Origin of the sequence: Desulfurobacterium sp. TC5-1 (assembly GCF_000421485.1) — a bacterium.
Taxonomy (GTDB): domain Bacteria; phylum Aquificota; class Aquificia; order Desulfurobacteriales; family Desulfurobacteriaceae; genus Desulfurobacterium_A.
The window spans coordinates 880,622-894,908 of the sequence record NZ_ATXC01000001.1 but is presented as its reverse complement, the minus strand read 5'-3'; the positions used below and the strand labels follow the sequence as shown (position 1 = coordinate 894,908).

Annotated in this window: 15 protein-coding genes; 10 read left to right on the top strand and 5 right to left on the bottom strand. The window is 40.3% G+C overall.

Annotated features, from left to right (window positions below; translation table 11 throughout):
• The first annotated feature begins 5 nt into the window (after positions 1–5).
• From H153_RS0104575 to H153_RS0104565, 3 genes are all read left to right on the top strand, one after another.
• Positions 6–788, top strand: a complete 783-nt coding sequence (locus tag H153_RS0104575) for a class I SAM-dependent methyltransferase (RefSeq protein ID WP_022846971.1) — start codon at positions 6–8, stop codon at positions 786–788.
• Between the two features lie 15 nt (positions 789–803).
• Positions 804–1,691 carry a KaiC domain-containing protein gene (locus tag H153_RS0104570; RefSeq protein WP_022846970.1) on the top strand — a complete coding sequence of 296 codons (888 nt, stop codon included), beginning with the start codon at positions 804–806 and terminating at the stop codon, positions 1,689–1,691.
• Between the two features lie 138 nt (positions 1,692–1,829).
• Entirely contained in the window at positions 1,830–2,942 is a 1,113-nt protein-coding gene (locus H153_RS0104565; protein ID WP_022846969.1) for a KamA family radical SAM protein, read from the top strand.
• 24 nt (positions 2,943–2,966) lie between these two features.
• Here the strand turns inward: H153_RS0104565 and metG are convergent, their stop codons facing one another.
• Together metG and H153_RS0104555 are read right to left on the bottom strand one after the other, a co-directional pair.
• On the bottom strand, positions 2,967–4,538 hold the full coding sequence (metG, locus tag H153_RS0104560; RefSeq protein ID WP_022846968.1) for a methionine--tRNA ligase: 1,572 nt from the start codon (positions 4,536–4,538) through the stop codon (positions 2,967–2,969).
• A 36-nt stretch (positions 4,539–4,574) separates the two neighbouring features.
• Complete coding sequence (locus H153_RS0104555) at positions 4,575–5,174, bottom strand: riboflavin synthase (RefSeq protein ID WP_022846967.1); 600 nt, start codon at positions 5,172–5,174, stop codon at positions 4,575–4,577.
• A gap of 64 nt (positions 5,175–5,238) precedes the next feature.
• Between H153_RS0104555 and H153_RS0104550 the strand changes: the two genes are divergently transcribed.
• The 7 genes from H153_RS0104550 (at position 5,239) to H153_RS09310 (ending at position 11,770) form a co-directional block, all read left to right on the top strand.
• The gene (locus tag H153_RS0104550; RefSeq protein ID WP_022846966.1) at positions 5,239–6,162 is read left to right on the top strand and encodes a Ppx/GppA phosphatase family protein; all 924 of its coding nucleotides are present in this window, start codon (positions 5,239–5,241) and stop codon (positions 6,160–6,162) included.
• Entirely contained in the window at positions 6,147–7,481 is a 1,335-nt protein-coding gene (locus H153_RS0104545; protein ID WP_022846965.1) for a UDP-glucose/GDP-mannose dehydrogenase family protein, read from the top strand. The genes H153_RS0104550 and H153_RS0104545 overlap by 16 nt, the downstream gene beginning before the upstream one ends.
• A gap of 16 nt (positions 7,482–7,497) precedes the next feature.
• Positions 7,498–8,121 carry a CDP-alcohol phosphatidyltransferase family protein gene (locus H153_RS0104540; protein ID WP_022846964.1) on the top strand — a complete coding sequence of 208 codons (624 nt, stop codon included), beginning with the start codon at positions 7,498–7,500 and terminating at the stop codon, positions 8,119–8,121.
• Between the two features lie 3 nt (positions 8,122–8,124).
• The gene (locus tag H153_RS0104535) at positions 8,125–8,787 is read left to right on the top strand and encodes a dihydrofolate reductase family protein (protein WP_022846963.1); all 663 of its coding nucleotides are present in this window, start codon (positions 8,125–8,127) and stop codon (positions 8,785–8,787) included.
• Between the two features lie 35 nt (positions 8,788–8,822).
• Positions 8,823–9,806 (top strand): ABC transporter permease, encoded by a 984-nt coding sequence (locus H153_RS0104530; protein ID WP_022846962.1) that lies wholly within the window; start codon positions 8,823–8,825, stop codon positions 9,804–9,806.
• Positions 9,803–10,861 carry an ABC transporter permease gene (locus H153_RS0104525; protein WP_022846961.1) on the top strand — a complete coding sequence of 353 codons (1,059 nt, stop codon included), beginning with the start codon at positions 9,803–9,805 and terminating at the stop codon, positions 10,859–10,861. The genes H153_RS0104530 and H153_RS0104525 overlap by 4 nt, the downstream gene beginning before the upstream one ends.
• A 198-nt stretch (positions 10,862–11,059) precedes the next feature.
• Positions 11,060–11,770, top strand: a complete 711-nt coding sequence (locus H153_RS09310; RefSeq protein ID WP_022846960.1) for a C-GCAxxG-C-C family protein — start codon at positions 11,060–11,062, stop codon at positions 11,768–11,770.
• 28 nt (positions 11,771–11,798) lie between these two features.
• Here the strand turns inward: H153_RS09310 and H153_RS0104515 are convergent, their stop codons facing one another.
• The 3 genes from H153_RS0104515 to accC all read right to left on the bottom strand — a co-directional run bounded on the left by H153_RS0104515 (position 11,799) and on the right by accC (position 14,278).
• Positions 11,799–12,290 (bottom strand): RNA chaperone Hfq, encoded by a 492-nt coding sequence (locus H153_RS0104515; RefSeq protein ID WP_022846959.1) that lies wholly within the window; start codon positions 12,288–12,290, stop codon positions 11,799–11,801.
• A gap of 5 nt (positions 12,291–12,295) precedes the next feature.
• Complete coding sequence (locus H153_RS09305) at positions 12,296–12,799, bottom strand: RNA chaperone Hfq (RefSeq protein ID WP_022846958.1); 504 nt, start codon at positions 12,797–12,799, stop codon at positions 12,296–12,298.
• A 126-nt stretch (positions 12,800–12,925) separates the two neighbouring features.
• Positions 12,926–14,278 (bottom strand): acetyl-CoA carboxylase biotin carboxylase subunit, encoded by a 1,353-nt coding sequence (gene accC / locus H153_RS0104505; protein ID WP_022846957.1) that lies wholly within the window; start codon positions 14,276–14,278, stop codon positions 12,926–12,928.
• Between the last annotated feature and the right edge of the window lie 9 nt (positions 14,279–14,287).

The following is a 14,287-nucleotide window of genomic DNA, read 5'->3' as shown; positions in this document are numbered from 1 at the left end:
AAGTTTTGGAAGTTATAGTTACGACGGAAAAGAGACCTTCATTAGAGATTATAGAGGAAGCTAAAAAACTTGCAAGGAAGTTTGAAACTTCTTACGTAACCAGGCGCCACAATACTATCGAAAGTTTTAAAAAGCGCTATGGGAAAAATGTTCTCGTTGTAACATCAGAAGGCCTTGTTCTTCATACGCTTAAGGGTAATAAACTCTTTTTCCATCCGGGCCTTTTGAAGATACGCCTTTTAAATTACCTGAAAACAGGTAAGGAAGCAATGATTGAGGCAATGGATTTAAAAGAGGGTGATACTGTCCTTGATTGTAATCTTGGTCTTGCTCAGGATGCTGTTATTTCTGCTTTTGTTTCCGGGGAAAGGGTCGTTGGTGTAGAGAAGGATCCAGTAATAGCAGAGATTGTCAGGAGGGGACTAAAAACTTACGTACCGAAAGGTAAGCTTTCGGTTGCCGAAAGAGCTTTCAGGAGGGTTGAGGTAAACGTCGGAGATAATAGAGAATTTCTTAGAAATTTGCCGGATAAATCGTTTGATATTGTCTATTTTTCGCCGATGTTCATAAAGCCGAAATGGAAATGTGACGTTATGCAGCCTTTTAGGGAAGTTGCGGTTAAAGATTTTATTGAACCGGAAACGCTAAGAGAGGCTGAAAGGGTGGCAAGGAAAAGGGTTGTGGTAAAGATAAACAAAGGGATTAAAGATCTCTTTCCTTTTTTGAAAGATTACATTCTTCAGGAAAGCGCGACGAATGTGGAATATATTTATAAAAAAGTAGATTGATAGCGGGGGAAAACCATGGGGGATTATTTCAGAGAAAGAGAACCGCAGGTTATGAAGGATAACGTTTATCTTCTGAAGGAAGCGATGGAAAAGGCGCCTGAATTAAAAGGTGTTCCAACAGGTGTTAAGGGGCTTGATGACCTGTTCTTTACCGTTGAATGGAAAGAAGGAAAGCCTGTTAAAAAGTCCCTTGGAGGTATTCCTGAATACTGCGTCGTAAACCTGACAGGCATGCCGGATACAGGTAAGAGTTTAATTGCTGAACAGTTTACTATAAAACAGGCTTCTTTGGGACAGAAGGTTTGCTTTATTACCGTTGAAAGTCCTGCCTCTTTTGTTGCTGCTTCTCTAAAAGAGAGGTCTGCAGCAATGGGCGTTGAGTTTGAAGAAATAGAGAACAACATTATCCTTATAGATGCTGCAAGTAACTCAAGATTGAGGGATGACATTCCTACTATGCTTGATACCCTCGCCTACGTTTATAGAACCTACAAGGTTCACAGGACAGTTATAGATTCAATTACGGGACTTTTTGAGTCGAAAGAGATGCTGGCAAGGTCTGTTGTGAGAGCGTTTTTTAACTTTATGAAAAAATGGTATCAGACTGCGATATTTGTTTCCCAGAAAAGGAGCGGACACGAAGAACTTTCTGCAGAGGCTGCCGGTGGTTACGCCGTTGGGCATATTGTTGACTGCACGATGGTTCTTTCAAAAGAGATTGTTCTTTCAAAAACGAGGGCTCAGAACTACAAAGTTGAATTTGGCGATATTGTAAGGTTGTTCAGAATAGACGGTTGCAGAATGTGTGGTCACGATACACGCATTCACGTGATGAATATTACGGAACTTGGACTTGTTGAGGTGGGTCCTGCCCTTGTTGATATTATAAAAGGCAAAGCCTGATGTAACAGGTTTTTAAGGTTTCAGCCCTTTCCCTTATAAGCCCTTGACAGCTCAGTCTTCTATTCTTAAATTTTTATATAGATTGCCGCTCAATCACTTGTCCCGATTTTTAGAAAATCCTTTTTGAAGGAGGTCAATTTGAAAATACCGGGATTTTCATCTCTTGAGGAGATAGAGTCCCGATTTGGCGTTACTTTTGAGAACAAAGGTAAACTTAAAAAGATTATTGAAAAACATCCTATGTTTATTTCCTCTTATTACGCTGAGTTGATAGACTGGAATAATCCAGACGACCCTTTGAAAAAGATAGTTTTTCCGTCAGTTGATGAACTTAACGTTTCAGGTTCCTATGACACCAGTGGTGAGAAAGAGAACACAGTAATTACAGGTCTTCAACACAAGTATCGAGAAACTGCTCTTTTGCTCGTTACAAACAGATGTGCAGGCTACTGCAGACACTGTTTCAGAAAGAGGATGGTTGGTATTCCCACGGAAGAAACGGTCAAAATCTTTGATATGGCCGTTGATTATATAAAGGAGCACGGAGAAATAACAAATGTTCTCATTTCTGGTGGTGACCCTTTAACACTTCCCACAGAAGTTATTGATTACTTTTTGAAGGAACTAAAAAAGGTTCCTCACCTGAAATTTGTAAGGATTGGAACTCGCATTCCTGTTTTTTACCCGGAAAGAATTTACGACGATAGTAAACTACTTTCTATTTTTGATAAGTTTTCAAAAGAGAAAGCCCTCTACGTTGTTACTCACTTTAACCATGAGAGGGAAGTTACCGAGGAAGCGGCACAGGCCGTTAGAGTACTGACTCGTTCAGGTGTCGTTGTCAGCAATCAGACAGTTCTTTTAAAGGGTGTTAATGATGATCCAGAAATTCTCTCTTCACTGATGAAGTCTCTTGTTTCTATAAATGTTCTCCCCTACTACGTCTTTCAGTGCCGTCCTGTTAAGAGGGTTAAAAGCCATTTTCAGGTGCCTCTTAAAGCCGGATACGAAATTATTGAAAAGGCAAAACAAAAACTTGACGGTTTTGGAAAGCGTTTTAAGTACATTATGTCCCACAAAACGGGGAAAATAGAGATAGTCGGTATAATCGGGAAAGAGATATATCTTAAATATCATCAGGCAAAGGATTACAGAAAGGTTGGAAAACTTTTCAAAAGGATTCTTACGCCCAGTGCAGGGTGGCTTGACGATTTAAAGAGACCTGAAAAAGAAAGAGAGTTTGTACTTTGAAGGGCGGCAGTGCCGCCCTTCAGCTTAACCTTTTTTGGTTTTTGCCAATTTAACTTCGCCGTCTGCGTATTCTATTCGTGGGAAGAGTATTTCAGGCTTTCCAATCTCTTTTCCAGCTTCCAATCCTCCCCACTTTGTGAATTCTTCAACAGATAATTCGGAAGCTTTCTTGCCGAGGTTTAGCATGGTTGCCATCTTTTCAGCTGATGAAGGCATATAGGGATATACAAAAGCGGTTATGAACCTTAAAGCTTCAGCCATGTTGTAGAGGACTCTGTTAAGTTCTTCTTTGCCCTCTTTGTTGAGACTCCAGGGTGCTCTTCTGTCTATATATAGGTTAACAAAGTTTATAAACTGCCATATTTCGTCTAAAGCTTTTGTAAGTTCGCCTTTAGGTATAAATTCCTTCAGTTTTTCAACTGTTGCAACTGCCTTTTTTCCAATTTTTGCGTCGAGGTCATCTTCATTTCCTGAAGGTTCTGGAATAATGCCGTTTCTGTATTTTTTAATCATGGATAATGTTCTGTTGAAAAGGTTGCCGAGGTCATTTGCCAGCTCTCCGTTTATTCTTGCAACGAGCTTTGAGTATGAAAAATCTCCGTCTAATCCGAATGTTACCTCTCTGAACATGAAGAATCTCACCTGATCAACACCGAACTTTTCAACCAATTCGTAAGGGTTAACAACATTTCCCTTTGATTTACTCATCTTTTCGCCTTCAACAGTCCACCATCCGTGAGCAAAGACCTCTTTTGGAACGTCAAGACCTGCTGACATGAGAAATGCAGGCCAATAGACGGTGTGGAATCTCAGGATGTCCTTTCCGACGAGGTGAAGGTCTGCCGGCCAGTAGCGGTAAACCCTTTCCATGTTATCAGGGTAGCCGACGGCTGTCAGGTAGTTCGTGAGGGCATCGAACCAGACATATATAACATGCTTTTCATTTACAGGCACGGGAATGCCCCACGTGAAGCTGGTTCTGCTTATAGAAAGGTCCTTTAATCCCTGCTTTACGAAGTTTATTATCTCGTTTCTTCTAAAGTCCGGCTTGATAAAATCGGGATTTTCTTCGTAAAGTTTAAGCAGTTTGTCTTCATATTTTGATAGACGGAAGAAATAGGATTCCTCTTTTACCTTTTCAACCGGTCTTTTACACATAGGACAGAGGTTACCTTCAAGGAGATCTTTTTCCGTGTAGTAGGTTTCACACGGAACACAGTACCATCCTTCGTATTCGCCAAGATAAATGTCACCGTTTTCGTAGCACTTCATGAATATGTGCTGAACGGCTTTTATGTGATCTTCGTCGGTTGTTCTGATAAATCTGTTGTAGGAAATGTTTAGTTTTTCCCAGAGTTCTTTAAATCTTGGAACGAGAGAATCAACAAACTCTTTTGGTGATAATCCTTTCTTTTCAGCAGCTTTCTGAATCTTTAAACCGTGTTCGTCTGTGCCTGTGAGGAAAAAGACGTCTTTTCCGCAGAATCTTTCAAATCTTGCGATTATGTCTGCAGCTGTTGTGGTATATGCATGTCCCAGGTGGGGAATGTCGTTAACATAATAAATAGGGGTTGTTACATAAAACTTTTCTTTCATTCTGGACTCCTCACGTCAAATTTTAGCCATACTATTTTACAATTTTATCCTGCTTTCTATTACTCTTTCCACATACTTTCCTATAATGTCAAATTCAAGGTTTACAACTGTTCCCGGCCGTTTGAACTGGAGAGTCGTTTCACTGAAGGTTGTTGGAATGACGGCAACGGAAAAGCTGTCAGGATAAAGGTCTGCAATTGTAAGACTGATGCCGTCAATGCCTATTGAGCCTTTTTTGACAACAAGATGCTTAAATTCCGGTGGAAGCTTGAACGTGAACAGATAACTTCTTTCTACCTTTTTTACGGATAAGACTTTACTTACGGTATCAACGTGTCCCTGAAGTATATGTCCTCCGAGTCGGTCGTTCACTTTCACCGCCCTTTCAAGGTTTACAGGATCGCCGGCTTTCAGGTATTTAAAAGATGTTTTATTTATCGTTTCAAAAGAGACATCAAAAGAGAGCTCGTTGTTTTTTATCTCCGTTACGGTAAGACAGATGCCGTTTACCGCTATGCTGTCTCCCTCTTTTGTTTCCTCAATTACTTTTGAACACTTTACCGTTAGTATTGCATCTTTACCTGAACGCTTGACCTCTTTTATTTTTCCAATCTCTTCAACTATTCCTGTAAACATTTTTCTTTCTCCTCGTGGTAAAATTGCAAGACACCTTTAAATTATATCGTTTGCGGGGATAAGATTGAGAATAGCCACAATAGACATAGGAACGAACTCAACGCGTATTCTTATTGCAGAAGTGAAAGACGGTACCGTTGAGACCCTCTATAAAACAGGAAAGGTCACAAGGTTGGGGCAGGGGGTTAAACAGACCGGCTATATAAGCAAAGAGAGTATGGAGAGAACGGTTGCTGTCCTTAAAGAGTTTAAGCGAAAAATAGAAGAATTCAGCGTTGAAAAGGTTGTTGCCGTTACGACGGAAGCTGCCCGTCTTGCTAAAAATGCAGATGAGTTTTTAAAGCAGGTAAAAGCTTTAGGTATTGATATTGAAATTCTTTCAGACAGAGAGGAAGCGGAGCTTGTTTATATAGCCAATGTTTCGTACTTTAAGCCTTCCGTTCCGGCTATTACAGTTGATCTTGGCGGTGGGAGTACAGAAATAGCTTATGGGAAAGGTGAAGAGCTTATCTACTATGAGAGTTTAAAGTTTGGCGTTGTCGTTCTTCTTGAAAAATTTATAAAGAGTGACCCGCCTGCTAAAGAAGAGCTCCTGTCCCTTGAAGTATTTATTGAAGAGCAGCTGAAAGGTTTTAAGAAAAGGGCTGGCATAGAGTTTCCCTTTGAGGTTTTTGGCGTTGGTGGTACGATTACTTCTGTTGTTGCAATGGAAGAGGCCATGACTGTTTACGATCCAGAAAAGGTTCACGGTTATCCTGTAACCTGTGAGCTTATAGATAAGTGGTATGAAAGGGTTTCTTCTGTTTCTGTTGAGGAAAGAAAGAAAATTGTCGGTCTGGAAGAAGGAAGGGCAGATGTTATAGTTCCCGGTCTTGCGTTTTTTAAAGTTTTCTGCAGAGTGTTTGGGGTAAAGAAAATAACCGTTAGTGAACTTGGGCTTTTATACGGATTAGCTTTAAAGGAGGCTAAAAGATGTCAAAAAGGATAGCGGTAATTGGAACCGGTTATGTCGGTCTTGTATCCGGTGCGTGTTTTGCCTACTTAGGACATAAAGTGATAGGACTTGATATTGACCCGTATAAGATAGAGAGGCTAAAAAAGGGGGAAGTTCCCATATACGAACCGGGTCTTGATAAAATTTTGAGGCAGGCAATAGACAATGGAAATATTGAGTTTACAACCGATTATGCTTATGCCGTTAAAAATTCAGATTTCATATTTATTGCAGTTGGCACACCGTCACGGGAGGATGGTTCGGCAGATCTTTCGTACGTTGAAAGCGCCTACAGAAGCATAGTTGAGCAAATAGAGCAAGATGATTTTAAGATTATCGTTAATAAGTCAACCGTTCCCGTAGGTACTGGAAGGTGGGCTAAAAAGTTTATAGCAGACCTTTTAAGGGAAAAGGGAATAGAAGAGCCTGAAAAACGGTTTGAGGTTGTTTCCAACCCTGAGTTTTTGAGGGAAGGCAAAGCAGTGGAAGACTTTATGAAACCTGACAGGGTCGTTGTTGGTGCCGATAACAGAGATTACGCCGGCATGGTGGCATCTCTTTATGAAAAGCTTCAGCCTGCAATGATTATTACAGACCTTCCGACTGCTGAAATGATTAAGTACGCTTCAAACTCATTTTTAGCTACGAAGATATCTTTTATCAATGAGATAGCCAACATTTGTGAAAGAGCCGGGGCTGACGTTACTGTTGTTGCAAGGGGTATGGGACTTGACCACAGAATTAGTCCACACTTTTTAAATGCCGGTTGTGGTTTTGGCGGCAGTTGTTTTCCAAAAGATGTTAAGGCTCTTGTTTATACTGCCAAGCAACTTGATGTTGAACCTGAACTTCTTGAGGCTACTCTTGATGTAAATGAGAGACAGAAGCTAATACCTGTAGAGAAGCTTAAAAAGTACTATCCTTCTCTTTCAGCTTTAACTGTTGCAGTTTGGGGGCTTGCCTTTAAGCCGGACACCGACGATATGAGGGAAGCGCCATCAATTCCAATTATCAGAAAGATTCTGTCAGAAGGTGCCACAGTTAAGGCTTACGACCCTGTTGCTATCGAAAACGCTAAAAAAGTTTTTAAAGAGGAACTACAAAAATATCCTGAAAAGCTTATATTTGTAGAGGATAAATATGAAGCACTTGATGATGCTGATGCTCTGTTGCTTGTAACAGAGTGGTTAGAGTTTAAAGACGTTGATTTTGAAAGGTTCAGGAATAAGGTTATAATTGATGGAAGGAACCTATGGGAACCTTCCATAGTAAGAAGATACACAGAAAAGTATGAAGGTGTAGGAAAACCGTAAAAAGAGGCAGTAAATAATGAATATAACAAGCAAAAGAGATGTGTTGAAGAAACTGTACTCGCCGTTTGGGTATGCCTTTGCGAAGGCAAATGTTCATCCCAATGTTATTACGCTTGCAGCGCTGATATTGGGAACGATAGCCGCTTTTGTCTATTATAAGGGCCATCCTGTTATTGGTGCTTTTCTGCTTTTCTGTTCAGGTATTCTTGACCTGTGTGACGGTTACGTTGCCGTTAACAACAGGAAGGCAACAAAGTTTGGTGCCGTTTTTGACTGGATTGCAGATAAGTGGGTTGATGGATTTGTACTTGGCAGCGTTGCTTTAAAGTACGCAGGCAACTGGATAGCCCTGTTTGTGGTTGTTGTATCAATGCTCCACACGTTTATTAAACCTGTTGTTTATTCGGAGATCGGGTATCAGGTGAGGGAGACAGGGAAGATAAAAGATCCCCTTGAGAGCACAGGATTTTTTGGGAGACCGGAAACGTTTATAACACTCTTTATCGCTTCCATCCTTTATCCGTTTAACCACGCTGTTTTAAAGTACGGGATTGAGTTTATTGGTGTTATGAGCTTTATGTCACTTATGCAGAGGATTCTTTACCTTTACAAACACTACGGAAGAGAGTACGAGGAGTAAATTATGGAAAGACCTTACGTTATGATAGTTTCTGAAGTTACTATTGATGGAAAGTTAACCCTTGATGAGGGCGTTTCAAGTAAAGAGATAATGAAGTTGATGGACGAAGAGGCAAATAGATACCTTCACGAGATAAGAGCAGAATGTGATGGTATTATGGTTGGTTCCAATACCGTTAGAATAGACAATCCAAACCTTACGGTAAGGTATGTGGAAGGTGAGAATCCCACGAGGATTATTCCCGCTTCAACTGCTGATATCCCGCTTGATTCAAACGTTTTAAACGTTGAGAAGGCACCTACAATCATTGCTGTAAGTGAGAGGGCACCTAAAGATAGGGTAGAGGCTATTAAGGCTAAAGGTGCTGATGTGATAGTTGCAGGAAAAGATAAAGTTGATTTTGTGGCACTTCTGCCAGAACTTTACAGACACGGTATTAAAAAGTTGATGGTTGAAGGTGGTTCAAAGGTTAACTGGGAACTTATTAAAAATGATCTTGTTGATGAGATAAGGCTTATTCACCTTCCTGTTGTTGTAGGCGGTGATAACGTTCCTTCCCTTGTTTCCGGTGAAGGTTTTAAAAAGCTTGAGCTTGTTAAAAAGTATGAAATTAAGAGAGTCTTTCAGTGTGGCAATCAGGTAGTAACAGAATACGTTAGAAAGTAACTTTCGGGGCTTTTGCCCCTTCTTAAGGTTTAAGGATGGTTAAATACATTTTAAAGAGGCTTCTTCACCTGATACCTCTTATCCTTGGAATGACTTTTGTTTCTTTTCTCATTATTAAACTTGCCCCTGGTGATTTTTTAACCTCTTTGAAGATGAATCCTTCCATTTCAAAAGAGACTATTGAGGCTCTTAGAAAAAGCTACGGTCTTGATCAGCCTGTTATTAAACAGTACTTCTTCTGGCTGTGGAACGCCATTCACTTTAATCTTGGGTACTCTTTTGCGTACCACAGACCTGTTATTTCTCTCATTGCCGGTAGAATTGGTAACACCCTGTCTCTTACAGTTACGGCCTTTTTTGTTACCTGGATGCTTGCTGTACCCCTTGGAATAATTGCTGCTTTTTACAGGAACAAAATTTTGGACAGAATTATAACTTCGATTTCTCTTGTAGGACTCTCAATTCCAAGTTTCTTTGTTGCGTTTCTTCTAATGTTTTTCGCTGCTAAGACAGGGCTTCTTCCTATTGGCGGTGTTGTTTCTCAAAATTACGATAAGCTCAGTTTAGCAGGAAAGATACTTGATAGATTGAAGCATATGGTGATTCCCCTTACGGCAATGGTTGTCGGTAGTATTTCGGGTCTTGTTCGTTTGGTGAGGGGAACCGTGATTGATGAACTTGAGAAAGATTATGTTAAACTTGCCGTTGCGAAGGGTCTTCCATACAGAGTTATTCTCTTTAAACACGTTCTAAAAAATGCAATGAATCCGTTTATAACGCTGATAGGTTTTGACATAGCAGGCCTCCTTTCAGGTGCTGCCCTGATTGAGATAATCACCGCATGGCCGGGAATGGGAAGATTGATGTTTGAAGCGGTTATGTCTCAGGATCTTTTTGTAGTTATGGGGGCGCTCTACATAGGAGGCATAATGCTCGTTGTGGGAAATCTTATTGCTGATGTTTTACTTGCACTTAACGATCCGAGGATACGGGAAAGGGAAGTAGAGGGTAGAAGGTGAGGAAGTTTTTAGAAGGACTTTATAGAAAGCATAAACCGGGTTTTGTTGCCTTTGTTTTTCTCATTTTTCTCTATTTCATTGCCATTTTTGCAGATTTTATTGCGCCGTATCCCTACGATATTCAGTTTAGACACAATCCTTACCAGCCTCCAACACCTATTCACTTTTTTGACAGAGAAGGTCATTTTCATTTAAGACCCTTTGTCTATGGTCATAAATTAGTAGATCCCGTTTTTAAAGTCTATACTACCTGCTGGAACGAGACCTATCCTGTTGAATTTTTCGTCAGAGGGGAACCTCACTACATATTTGGTTTTATAAAGACAGATCTTCATCTATTTGGGGTAAAGGCACCTGGAAAGATTTTCCTTTTAGGAACTGACCGTGTCGGTAGAGATATTTTTTCAAGGCTCATTTACGGAACGAGGATTTCCTTGACCATAGGTTTAATAGGTGTTGCCATCTCTTTTTCTCTTGGACTTGTAATAGGTTCAATAGCTGGTTATTACGGCGGTATAGTTGATACTGTCACGATGAGGATAGTTGAACTTTTGATGGTTTTTCCTTCTTTTTATCTTTTACTTGCACTGCGTTCCATGTTTCCCGTTGATATGCCGAGTATTGCTGTCTTTTTCATTATTGTGGCTATTCTTTCGCTCCTTGGCTGGACGGGGCTTGCCCGTGTTGTTAGAGGTATGGCTCTCTCTATAAGGGAAAACGATTTTGTGAAGGCGGCTAAGGTGATGGGAGGAAGCAGTTTTTACATTGTGAGGAAACACGTAATTCCAAATACTCTTTCTTATATTGTTGTTGCTGCAACTCTATCTATTCCAGGATACATTCTCGGGGAGTCTGCATTGAGTTTGATAGGTCTTGGTGTTCAGGAACCCTATCCTTCCTGGGGAAATATGCTTGCCGAAGCTCAAAACGTTACTAAGCTTACCACTTTTCCCTGGCTCCTTGCTCCCGGGGTTGCGATATTTCTGGTTATAGTTGCCTTTAACCTTTTGGGTGATGGATTGAGGGATTATTTTGACGTAAAGCTTCAAAAGTGAAAAAAATAAAATTATTGCGGAATTTAAAATATTAAATTTATTTTCTTTTTCGCCGGTTTACTTAATTATCGTTTCTATTAAATAATCTTTTGCAGTAGTTAATGGAGCAATTTTAAAAATATTAAACCGAGCGGTTATTCTTTCTGCGGTAAAAAGTACTATAATAAAAGAAAATAAGATAAAATAAGGGAGGGAATTATGGGTAACAAAAGAAGAGAATTCATCGTAAAAAGCCTTATTGGAACTGCCGGTCTTGTTGTTGGCGGCCTTTCAGGCGCTGCCGCAGTTGCAGGTTCTAAAAAGATGGAACCACCTTATCCTTATAAGCCTATAGATCCTGATATGATAGCTGAGAAAGCCTACAGATATTATTTAAAAGGCCACTGCGCCTATGGTGTTTTTGCATCAATTCTTGATACGCTTAAAGAGAGCGTAGGTGGTCCTTATCTTGGTATTCCGGGAGAACTATTTGAATACGGGAAAGGTGGTATAAACGGCTGGGGAACCATTTGTGGTACTTTAAACGGTGCTGCCGCCATTATCTCTATCTCTTGTAAAGGCTGGAAGAAGGTGATTGACGCTCTTTACAGATGGTATGAAGAAACACCGCTTCCAATCTATTATCCGAAGCATCCTGCCAAATATAAAGGGGCTTTTGCGGCAAGTATTGCAACATCACCTCTCTGTCACGTTTCCGTTATGAAGTGGATAGAGAAGACAGGTTTTGCCTATGACAGCAAGGCAAGGTCTGAAAGGTGTGCAAGGCTAACCGCCGATGTTGCGAAAAAGACCGTAGAACTTCTTAACGCTTACCATAATGGAACCTTTAAACCCGTGAGTGCTCCTGGTATTTACAAGACAAAGATGGATTGTATGACCTGCCACAATATGAAGGTAGGTAGCAGATAATTAAGTTGGCCGTAGAGGTTTTGAGCCTCTACGGCTTATATATTATTGTTGTTATGGCGTGCTTATAGACTAACATTTTCCCCATGAATGAGTTGATTCTGAGGACATACCTATCAAATCCTTTGAGTTTACCTTCAACTTTTGAGCCGTTTCTAAAGAATACAATAACCCTTTTATTAATGAGATTCCTCAGTGTTCTACTCTGAACGCCTCCAAGGAGTGACGATGCAACTAACCTGTATCCTTCTTTGAGTTTTTCGTTTATCTCTTTTTCTTGCTCTTCTGTAAGTATTTGCGGTACGGTTGCAAAAGAGGCAGGTCTGATTATGATATCTTCACCATTAACCTCGTAGTTTATGTCACCGGAGGCCTTTAAGCTGTTCAGGAGAGGAATTACCACCTCCTGCTTTACATCTAACAGCTTCATAAATTCTGAAACAGAGCCTCTGAATTCACCTTTTTCTTCAAGCATTTCTATGAGCTCAAGTTGCAGTTCTTCAAGAGTTTTGTGTCTTCTCATCCTGTTCATCCGTATATTATCGTTGCTATTGCGTGTTTGTAAACTAATGATCTGCCTTTTGGTGCCGTCATAGAGAGGGTGAAGTTATCAAAGTCAAGAAGCTGGCCTTCTAACCTTGTTCCGCTTATCAGAAAGACAGTTATGTCTTTTCCAAGGAGAGATGAAAGCACTTCGTCCTGAAGGGACGTTTTTCTCTTTTTCTTTTCTGTTTTTGTTTCTCCTGTTTCTTTTGTTTCTTTTTCTTCTTCGGCAATTTTCTCTGCCGTTTCGGAAATTGTCTCCTTTATAGGCTCTTTTTCATTCAGCTTGAGTGTTAAACCCTTGCCTCTTTTGGATTCTGCCGTTAAGAAATCTTCTTCTTCAAGTTCATTTATGGCTTTTTTAACAAGATAGGCACTTGTTTTTGTTAAGTTGGCAAGCTCCTCGAATGTTCCGTTATATTCGCCGAATTCTTTCAAGTACTGTCGAATCCAGTTTTTTACCATTTCATGTTTGGCAGCGGCGGACATTACACCTCCTGAATAGTATTTGGATTTAAAAAATAGAAAAAAAGAAGATAAAAACGGCCATGTAGCACACTATCCAACTAAATACCCTTCTGAAATGATTACAAATAACTTATATTTCTTACTTACTTAATTAGAAACTATCCTACCTAAAATTTTATCTTCTAATATCTTTGTGTCAAGGTTTCCTTTAACGAAATCTTCATCTTCCACCAGCTTAAGGTGAAACGGGATGGTCGTTTTAAGATTTCCTTCTATAAAAAATTCTGATAGAGCTCTCTTTCCACGAATTATTGTTTCTTCTCTTGTTTCACCGTGAACGATTAGCTTGGCTATGAGAGAATCGTAGTAAGGCGGTATTGAATAGCCTTCATAAACGTGTGTATCGACCCTTACACCAAATCCTCCAGGTAAAAGCAGTTTCTCTATTTTTCCTGGAGATGGTCTGAAATTCCTCTTGTAATCTTCGGCATTGATCCTGAATTCAATTGCGTGACCGTTTAATTTTGGATCTGCCATTTCAAGTTTTTCGCCTTCAGCAGCTTTTATTTGAAGAGCTATAAGGTCTTTTCCTGTTACCATTTCAGATACTGGATGTTCGACCTGAATTCTTGTATTCATTTCTATAAAGTAAAAGTTTTTATCTTTATCAACTAAAAATTCTACGGTTCCTGCACCTTCATATTTAATTGCTAACGCAAGTTTTCTTGCAGCTTCATAAAGTTTCTTCCTTAAAGTTTCATCTACAAAAGGTGAAGGGGATTCTTCAAGCACCTTTTGATGTCTCCTTTGAAGGGAACATTCTCTTTCACCGAAAACAGTTATATTTCCATGCCTGTCTGCTATGATCTGTATTTCTATGTGTCTTGGGTGTAAAATTAGCTTTTCTACGTAAACTTCTCCGTTGCCAAAAGCAGCTTCTGCTTCTGCCATTGCCGTTCTGATTATTTCTTCTGCACCTTCTTCTGATTCTACGACGCGCATACCTCTGCCGCCACCACCGTGGGCAGCTTTAATGAGAACGGGAAACCCTATCTTTTTTGCAAATTCAAGAATCTTTGCAGGGTCCTTTGTCGCTTCACTGCCGGGAACTACTGGAATTCCAGCTTTCCGGGCTATTGCTCTTGCCTGTGCTTTGTCTCCCATCGTTATCATCGTTTCAGAAGATGGTCCTATAAATTCAACGCCGCAGGCTCTGCACACCTCTGCAAATCCGGGGTTTTCAGACAGGAAACCGTAGCCTGGATGAATGGCGTCAGCACCTGAAACTTCGGCTGCCGATATGATGGCTGGAATATTAAGGTAGCTTGCCGCAGGGCGTTCACTTCCTATACAGATGGCTTCATCAGCAAGGAATACAGGTAGAGAGTCTTTATCAGCGGTTGAATAGACAGCTACCGTTTTTATTCCAAGCTCGCGGCAGGTTCTTATTATTCTAACGGCTATTTCACCTCTATTTGCTATCAGGATTTTTTTAAACATAGACTACTC

Bases quoted from the DNA above. Each gene is read 5' to 3' on its own strand.
- H153_RS0104535 (WP_022846963.1), top strand. From the start codon at position 8,125: ATGGAAAGACCTTACGTTATGATAGTTTCTGAAGTTACTATTGATGGA.
- H153_RS0104545 (WP_022846965.1), top strand. From the start codon at position 6,147: ATGTCAAAAAGGATAGCGGTAATTGGAACCGGTTATGTCGGTCTTGTA.
- H153_RS0104540 (WP_022846964.1), top strand. From the start codon at position 7,498: ATGAATATAACAAGCAAAAGAGATGTGTTGAAGAAACTGTACTCGCCG.
- H153_RS09305 (WP_022846958.1), bottom strand. From the start codon at position 12,799: ATGTCCGCCGCTGCCAAACATGAAATGGTAAAAAACTGGATTCGACAG.
- H153_RS0104555 (WP_022846967.1), bottom strand. From the start codon at position 5,174: ATGTTTACAGGAATAGTTGAAGAGATTGGAAAAATAAAAGAGGTCAAG.
- H153_RS0104515 (WP_022846959.1), bottom strand. From the start codon at position 12,290: ATGAGAAGACACAAAACTCTTGAAGAACTGCAACTTGAGCTCATAGAA.
- H153_RS0104570 (WP_022846970.1), top strand. From the start codon at position 804: ATGGGGGATTATTTCAGAGAAAGAGAACCGCAGGTTATGAAGGATAAC.
- accC (WP_022846957.1), bottom strand. From the start codon at position 14,278: ATGTTTAAAAAAATCCTGATAGCAAATAGAGGTGAAATAGCCGTTAGA.
- H153_RS0104530 (WP_022846962.1), top strand. From the start codon at position 8,823: ATGGTTAAATACATTTTAAAGAGGCTTCTTCACCTGATACCTCTTATC.
- H153_RS09310 (WP_022846960.1), top strand. From the start codon at position 11,060: ATGGGTAACAAAAGAAGAGAATTCATCGTAAAAAGCCTTATTGGAACT.
- metG (WP_022846968.1), bottom strand. From the start codon at position 4,538: ATGAAAGAAAAGTTTTATGTAACAACCCCTATTTATTATGTTAACGAC.